Here is a 7665-nt window from a genome sequence, read left to right as displayed (position 1 = left end):
TGAGAGCAGAGATAGCGCTGATGTCCGGCAGTGCTTTTGCCGTTACGCACCACGCCTTCAGTAGCGGAGCAGGAAGGACATCTGATGGAAATGGAAGCCATGCAAGCACCTAAAAATCACCATCATACACTAAATCAGTAAGTTGGCAGCATTACCGAGAGCGGCTTTTTAATTAAATAATGATTTCCTATGATTTTTTTTTTAAACTTACTTACTTACTTACTTACTTATATCTATGTTATCAAATAATGAACATCATCAATAAAATTTCAAAAAACCATCAAAAAAACATATACATAGCTTTATGTATTATTAATCTAATTTTTATAATTAATACTTCCCATAGAATAATCGCTAGTAATATTTATTACTCCTTAACGCTTATCATACTTGGTGTTATTTTTTTCTATGGTTACACTTCAAAAATTAATTCAATTATTTCTTTATCAATATCAAGTTTTATTATTTCACTTCTATTTGTTGATTTAATGACATATCGAATGACCTCCTGGTATTTTCATCAGGTGCCAAATGAAATCATTAATATTATTCTTGATACTAACCCAGATGAGATTAATAGTAATTTTTTCTTTTCAACAAAAGAAATCATAGGGCTACTAATCATAGCATGTAACTTCTTATTTATTCTTATTGGAAAAAGAGACTCTAAATTTCAGTTAAGGCATTTTTATATTTTCATTATTCTGTTTGTTTCTTTGTTAATCGCCTTTAAGCCATTAGGATTAGCTTTGAAAGAAATTAATAAAGGTTTATCTGAACTTAAGAAAAACGCACAAATTATAAAAGATAAAAAAAACTTCAAGTGGGATTCTAAATCTACAATAAATGATAAGCAAACAGTGGTTCTTTTTTTAGGCGAAACTAATAGAGGAGATTATTTACATTTTAATGGTTACCCTAAAAACACAACCCCAAATTTAGATAAAGAAAATTTAGTTTCTTTTAAAAACACAATATCTCAAGGAGCATATACTTTAGTTTCCACACCAATGATCCTTTCTAGAAAAGGTGTGTATGATAATGGTCTTTTTAATGAAACATCAATAATTAGTGCTTATAAAGAGGCTGGATATGAAACTTGGTATGTTTCTTATCTGAGTAAAAGTCACATAGGAGATAATGAAATAAATTTAATTGCAAATGAAGCTGATCATTATGTTGTATCTGATGTCAACGTGAATACATTAGAGAAAATATTAAATAATAAAAGCAAGAAAAAGCTCATAGTTTATAAAACTATCGGGAGTCATTATCTGTATCATACAAGGTATCCATCAAATTATGATGTTTTCAAACCATCTTTTAATGAAAAAACATATTCAACTCCATCTTTAAAAGATAAGGATAAATTAGAAAATAGCTATGCTAATTCAGAATTATTTTCTGTTGATAAACAGATAAGCGATTTCATTAATGTGTTAAAAAATACAGATGGACTTGCATATTTATCTTTTATTTCAGACCATGGAACTGCTATTTATGATGATGGTAAATCGTTGTATGGCGGTAATACAAAAGGCAACTATAACATTGCTCATTTTTTTTGGTTTAATGATTTATACCACAAACAACATCCTGAGCTAATACAAAAACTTTCAATTAATAAAGATAAAAAAATAACATCCGAATGTTTCGTAGATACTAGTTTAGAGTTATCCTTTATTGAAAGTAAGATTAAAAAAGGTTGTTCCCTACTAAACGATAAATTTATTGAAAAACAGCGATTGGTGAAAAATGGTAAAGTTTATGATTTCGACCAAGATTTATAAAATGATTTCCATATAATTGAACTAGCTAAAACTTAACCTGGCAGTTACTTATTTTTATTAGGTGTCTGTCAGGTTAAATATGTTTACTAAGTTATACAAAATATAAGACACTGTTGCAAAGTTAGGGAAGGTGCGAATAAGCGGGGAAATTCTTCTCGGCTAACTCAGTCATTTCATTTCTTCATGTTTGAGCCGATTTTTTCTCCCGTAAATGCCTTGAATCAGCCTATTTAGACCGTTTCTTCGCCATTTAAGGCGTTATCCCCAGTTTTTAGTGAGATCTCTCCCACTGACGTATCATTTGGTCCGCCCGAAACAGGTTGGCCAGCGTGAATAAGGGGTGAGTTTGGAGATTGGAAATTATTGTACGTTAAGCCTGTTTTTTGAACAGATCGCGCTATCGCAATAGGGTGTACTCCTGCACTATACGGCATTTAGCCTGTATGTTTGGGTAATGAGACAACCTAAATGCGACAGCGTGAGCGCAATAACTTAAATGCGATAGTCAGTAACAATAAATCAATCAGTTACCAATCAGAAACGGTTAAATTATGTTCTTAACGTACAATAATTTCCATTTCCCAAACCGACCCCAGGAAGGACATCTGATGGAAATGGAAGCCACTGGAGCACCTCAAAAACACCATCATGCACTAAATCAGTAAGTTGGCACCATTACCGGAAAATCAACCACCACCTTTAGCCTTTACTTTTTACGGATAATTCCTAAAAATGTTTTTTTTACATTAAGAAACAGGAAGTCACATGAGCTCAAAAAAACACTGTTAAGCATAGCCCTACTAACCGCCTCGATTACCGCTTTATCAGGCTGTCAATCCAATGCCGATCAATATGCTGCTGACGTTTATGACACAGGGCAACTGAATGCAAAACAGGAGACGAAAACTGTAAACATAATTTCTGTTTTGCCTGCGAAGGTTGCTGTTGATAACACTGCAAACAAACAAGCTGCACAAACCTTTGGGGCAATCCTTGGCGCTGTGGTTGGCGGTGTGGCTGGTCATAACGTCGGAAGTGGTAGCGGACTTTGCACAACAGCCGGAGCCGTTGGCGGTGGTGCCGTCGGTGCCGCAGTAGGAACATTAGTCAAAGATAAATCTATCGTTGAAGGTGTTTCTTTAACTTACAAAGAAGGGACAAAGGTATTTACATCAACTCAAGTAGGAAAACCATGTCAGTTTACTACTGGTTTAGCTGTTGTTATTTCCACAAAAAATAATGAAACAAGAATCCAGCCAAACACAACATGCCCGGTAAAAAAATAAGATTCAAACGATGAAAAGAATCATTATACCCCTCATCCTTTCTTTTAGTGGAAGCAGCTTTGCAAACTCACTTCAAGAACAATTATCTGCAGTAGCTCAAACTGAACAGCAGGGAAAAGCTGAAGAGCAAAGACTCATGGATATCCAGAGAGAAAAAATTGAGGAAAACAAACGGCTTGAGCAAAAAAGGAGAGAAAGAGCAAGAGCAGAAGCGAACAGGAGAGCAGCCATAGCTTCTGCAGAGAGAAAAGCTCACCGTGAAAGAATCGAAGCTGAGCTCAAAGCCGATAAAAATAGAGATCAGAAATATGAAGATGAACTAAGAAAGCTTGAAATCGAAAAACAAAAGTTAGCATTAGCCAGGGAAGAGGCAAGAGTTAAACGCGAAAATTAATTCATAGACCAAGAGTTAAAAAACAAGGCAGCCCAAACAGATGTAATTCAATCTCACGCCGGCTCAAACAGAAATATTTCAGAAGGCGGGAAAGATTTAATGAAAAGCGAAGGGAAAGCCAGAGAAAAAGAAGCTGGAGAATGGTTTAACTAGCTTCATTTTTATAATTAAAGTTGATTTCAAGTTTAATTAACAACGGATGTTATTTACCATAACATCTGTTGCCCGCACCGCTCCGGACGGGTTCGCCACAAACGGGGCGGCAGTCAGGTAAAACCGGCAACAAACCACCCGATACACCGCCCCGTTCGTGACAGATAAATTTTACCCGACTGCATAGCCATGCAGCCAGATGCATGGCGTGTAAAGTCACACTAAAATCAGCGCGAACGCCTTAAAAACAGGTAAATGCTTCTCCAGCCAGTCCCACAGCCCGGCCGCCAGATACAGGCAGTTAAGTACAGCTTCAATGACGTTAAGCAATTTCATAATTCCCCCCCAGGTATAGGCCGTGATCTTTTTAATCACGAACCTATTTAGCGGGAGAAGTAAGAGCCCCTCTTCGTGCGGGTTGTCAGCTGCCTGGATGGTTTAAAGTGTCGGCCCGCGGTAGGTTTTCTGCGGCTGGCGCTCCAGCTCCAGTGTTTTCTGATACTCATTCTCCCTCTGCCGGAGCTCGATGGCATTCAGTTCCCGGACAAGCGGCGCAGCTGCTCGCTTAAACTCAGCACCTGCGTGCTCAAGTCCGACACGCGCTCGTTCAGCACCGCGTTCTCCCGTTGCATAAGCCCACACATGCTCCGCCATTCCGCGAAGGCGCTCTCCCATTCGTCCAGCCTTTGCGAGTAGTCCTGCTGTAGCTGCTCTAATGCGCTCAGCAACTGCTTTTCCAGCTCTGTCATCTTCCGCTACTCCTGTTTCAGGCGGATCCATGTCGTCCCGCCGTAAGGGATGGCTTCGGTTTTCATCCCCGGCGGTAGGATAAGAAACCTCCGGCCGTCGCTGCTCTCCTGATAGCGCACTCCCCACGTCCGGGCGGTCATTTTCGCCAGGGTATCTTCCTGCTGACGAAGATGCGTGTAATTGTCGGTTATCTGCTGCCCCTGCCACCACAGTATGCTCCCGCTCGTGCCGATCAGCAGCGCTGACACCATCAGGATGGTGAGCCATGTCCGCCCGGCAGTCCGCAGTACGCTCCGCCGGTTTTTCTCCATCGCCTCGCTCATACTCTGCTCGTGGGCGAGGATGGCGTCGCTGATTCTCCTCGCGCTTGCGCTCAGTTCCGCTCTGACAGACTGCTCGTGCTCGCAGAATGCGGCTTTCAGCATCTCGCCAGTACTCTTCTGCTGCGCTTTCGATTGCTGCTCTAAGTCCTTCGCTAGCGTTAAAAGATTGCTCATAGATAGCTCCCTTCAGTCGGATGTTTCGCCCCCCGTCCGGGTCGGCAATGCTGATACTGCTTTTCGTGGTGCGCACCACCTTAAAACCTGCACCTTCAAGAGTGTCAGTGACATCCTGACGGCTTTTCAGCTCCCCGGACGAGGCTAAGCTCAGTAGTCCCCGGGTAATGGCTTCTGCGGCCTCCTGCGTCGTTTTCGGCAGCCCGGACGGCGTGACCAGCGCCCGGCGGTTTTCCGGCGCGTTCGGGTCGTGCAGCCCCAGTCTGCCGTTCACGATAGTCTGCCAGGCATCGATGCGCGGCCGGTCGGCGCGGTCGTAGTAAGGCTGGAGCCGCCTGCCGGTCAGCAGCTCGGTATTGGGGATCAGAAAGTTCAGCTCCAGACGCCCCTTGTCCGCGTGCTCCACCCACAGAATGCTGTACTGATCTTTATCGAGTCCGGGCATCAGAACCCGCTCGAAGCTGGCCATCAGTTTTTCCCGCTGGCCGGGAGGGAGATCGGCCTCCGCAAACGACAGGACGCCGGAGGTGTATTTCTTAACGTAAGGCGACGCGTCAATCAGCTCCCGGACTTCTTCCGGCTTCCCCTGCAGGACGGTGGCGCCTTCACGCTGCCGGTCTTTACCCAGCAGATAGTCCACCGGCCCGGCGCCACCGCCGCGACCGCGTGGATGAAATTTAACGATCATCGTCCGTTCCTTTCTCAAGAACGGCGTGCCGCAGCCGCTCAAGTCCGGCATCGATGGCCATCAGCGCCGCCACAATCTGTACCCTGTCATGGCCAGTACCGCCGCCGGTGTTAACACGGCGGGCTATCTGGTTCAGGTTATTGCCCATGCCGGCAAGCTGGCGCAGCAGCGCCGGCGAAATTGAGGGGAGCTTTCCGGTGCGCGCAGGCTTTTCGTCCAGGCAGGTCTGCCGCATCCAGGCCGCCAGCGGCCTGCCGTCACAGCGCTCAAGCAGCCGCCGGTGCTCGTCCTCCGTCACCCACATGGTGAGCATCTTGTTCCGTTTCTCTGACAAACCGGCCTCCTGATAACGCCGGGACGGGCGGGAAAGCCTTTCCCGGTCGGCGCGGGGTTGGACAAGCCGCAGGCGCGTCAGGCTTTTGGCGGGTTTCGGGGCGCAGCCCTGAACCAGTCACGTAGCGCTAGCGGAGTGTATACTGGCTCAATATGTTACGGCGGAGTAACACTTAATAAAAGTGCTTCATGTGGCAGGGGAAAAATGCAGCTGCAGGGCGTACAGGAGAAAATGGAGGTTACAGTGATATGACGCCTCCTCGCTCACTCGGTCGCTTCCGCTCCTGACGTTCGGCTGCGGCGGGCGTTACCTGCAAACGGATAAGAGCAAAGGCATACGGCATGGCAAGCAGGACAGGAAGAGGATACGGAGCTGCCGTTTTTCCATAGGCTCCGCCCCCCTGACGAGCATCACGAAATCTGACGCTCAAATCAGTGGTGGCGAAACCCGACAGGACTATAAAGATACCAGGCGTTTCCCCCTGATGGCTCCCTCGTGCGCTCTCCTGTTCCTGCCTTTCGGTTTACCGGTGTCATTCCGCTGTTATGGCCGCGTTTATCTCATTCCACGCCTGACACTCAGCTCCGGGTAGGCAGTTCGCTCCAAGCTGGACTGTGTGCACGAACCCCCCGTTCAGTCCGACCGCTGCGCCTTATCCGGTAACTATCGTCTTGAGTCCAACCCGAAAAGACACGACTTAACGCCACTGGCAGCAGCCACTGGTAGAGGGTGTACAAGAGATTACTGATGCAGAGTTCTTGAAGTTAGAGCCAAACTACGGCTAAACTGGAAGGACGAATTTGGTGGCAGCGGTCTTGTACACCCTGTTACCACGGTTCAGAAGTTCCCCAACTTACTGAACCTTCGAAAAACCACCTCCCCAGGTGGTTTTTTCGTTTCTGGATAAGAGACTACGACGACAGACGGACGATCTCAAGAAAATCCTCTCTAACAGGTTATATTCAGAGTAAAAAAAGTGAGCTTAAATATGGCTTTTTCAATAGCAGAAGTGCGCGAGGGGCGTATCGGTTCTTGGTAATGACTCCAACTTACTGATAGTGTTTTATGTTCAGATAATGCCCGATGACCTTGTCATGCAGCTCCACCGATTTTGAGAACGACAGTGACTTCCGTCCCAGCCTTGCCAGATGTTGTCTCAGATTCAGATTATGTCGCTCAATGCGCTGAGTGTAACGCTTGCTGATAACGTGCAGCTTTCCCTTCAGGCGTGATTCATACAGCGGCCAACCATCCGTCATCCATACCACGACCTCAAAGGCCGACAGCAGGCTCAGAAGACGCTCCAGTGTGGCCAGAGTGCGTTCACCGAAGACGTGCGCCACAACCGTCCTCCGTATCCTGTCATACGCGTAAAACAGCCAGCGCTGACGTGATTTAGCACCGACGTAGCCCCAATGTTCGTCCATTTCAGCGCAGACAATCACATCACTGCCCGGTTGTATACGCGAGGTTACCGACTGCGGCCTGAGTTTTTTAAGTGACGTAAAACCGTGTTGAGGCCAACGCCCATAATGCGTGCACTGGCGCGACATCCGACGCCATTCATGGCCATATCAATGATTTTCTGGTGCGTACCGGGCTGAGAGGCGGTGTAAGTGAACTGTAGTTGCCATGTTTTACAGCAATGAGAGCAGAGATAGCGCTGATGTCCGGCAGTGCTTTTGCCGTTACGCACCACGCCTTCAGTAGCGGAGCAGGAAGGACATCTGATGGAAATGGAAGCCATGCAAGCACCTAAAAATCACCATCATA

At 45.9% G+C, this 7665-nt stretch carries 7 protein-coding genes and 2 pseudogenes; 3 read left to right on the top strand and 6 right to left on the bottom strand.

Translation table 11 applies throughout. From position 1 onward, the window contains the following. A partial coding sequence (locus FTV34_RS15775; protein ID WP_032316422.1) for an IS1 family transposase occupies positions 1-101 on the bottom strand: 101 nt, incomplete at its 3' end. Between the two features lie 147 nt (positions 102-248). Here FTV34_RS15775 and FTV34_RS15770 point away from each other — a divergent pair. The 3 genes and pseudogenes from FTV34_RS15770 (at position 249) to FTV34_RS15760 (ending at position 3623) form a co-directional block, all read left to right on the top strand. After that, positions 249-1790, top strand: a complete 1542-nt coding sequence (locus FTV34_RS15770; RefSeq protein ID WP_095092192.1) for a phosphoethanolamine transferase — start codon at positions 249-251, stop codon at positions 1788-1790. Between the two features lie 926 nt (positions 1791-2716). Continuing rightward, positions 2717-3076: a hypothetical protein gene (locus FTV34_RS15765; RefSeq protein ID WP_257221968.1), complete on the top strand. Its 360-nt coding sequence runs from the start codon at positions 2717-2719 to the stop codon at positions 3074-3076. Positions 3077-3086: 10 nt separating this feature from the next. Next, a pseudogene (locus FTV34_RS15760) lies at positions 3087-3623 on the top strand (DUF5384 family protein). Between the two features lie 533 nt (positions 3624-4156). Here FTV34_RS15760 and FTV34_RS15755 read toward each other — a convergent pair. The 5 genes and pseudogenes from FTV34_RS15755 to FTV34_RS15735 form a co-directional block, all read right to left on the bottom strand. Then, positions 4157-4372, bottom strand: a complete 216-nt coding sequence (locus FTV34_RS15755; RefSeq protein WP_000137422.1) for an MbeD family mobilization/exclusion protein — start codon at positions 4370-4372, stop codon at positions 4157-4159. Between the two features lie 6 nt (positions 4373-4378). Further along, on the bottom strand, positions 4379-4870 hold the full coding sequence (locus FTV34_RS15750; protein ID WP_140428842.1) for an MbeB family mobilization protein: 492 nt from the start codon (positions 4868-4870) through the stop codon (positions 4379-4381). Between the two features lie 40 nt (positions 4871-4910). After that, a pseudogene (locus FTV34_RS18000) lies at positions 4911-5339 on the bottom strand (relaxase/mobilization nuclease domain-containing protein); the annotation flags it as partial. Positions 5340-5547: 208 nt separating this feature from the next. Then, the gene (locus FTV34_RS15740; protein ID WP_170915627.1) at positions 5548-5871 is read right to left on the bottom strand and encodes a MobC family plasmid mobilization relaxosome protein; all 324 of its coding nucleotides are present in this window, start codon (positions 5869-5871) and stop codon (positions 5548-5550) included. Between the two features lie 1070 nt (positions 5872-6941). After that, positions 6942-7639 (bottom strand): IS1 family transposase gene (locus tag FTV34_RS15735; protein WP_225905514.1). Its coding sequence is split into 2 segments (ribosomal slippage): positions 6942-7390 and positions 7390-7639, totalling 699 coding nucleotides; the frame shifts between segments, so codons are not numbered across the junction. Positions 7640-7665: the final 26 nt, after the last annotated feature.

Source organism: Acinetobacter sp. YH16038 (assembly GCF_013417275.1).
In the GTDB taxonomy this organism is placed as follows: domain Bacteria; phylum Pseudomonadota; class Gammaproteobacteria; order Pseudomonadales; family Moraxellaceae; genus Acinetobacter.
Note: the sequence above shows the minus strand (reverse complement) of the source record. Positions and strands in the feature narration are given on the sequence as shown.

Excerpts from the sequence above, each read along its gene's own strand:
- FTV34_RS15770 (WP_095092192.1), top strand. The coding sequence starts at position 249 with ATGAACATCATCAATAAAATTTCAAAAAACCATCAAAAAAACATATAC.
- FTV34_RS15755 (WP_000137422.1), bottom strand. The coding sequence starts at position 4,372 with ATGACAGAGCTGGAAAAGCAGTTGCTGAGCGCATTAGAGCAGCTACAG.
- FTV34_RS15750 (WP_140428842.1), bottom strand. The coding sequence starts at position 4,870 with ATGAGCAATCTTTTAACGCTAGCGAAGGACTTAGAGCAGCAATCGAAA.
- FTV34_RS15740 (WP_170915627.1), bottom strand. The coding sequence starts at position 5,871 with ATGCTCACCATGTGGGTGACGGAGGACGAGCACCGGCGGCTGCTTGAG.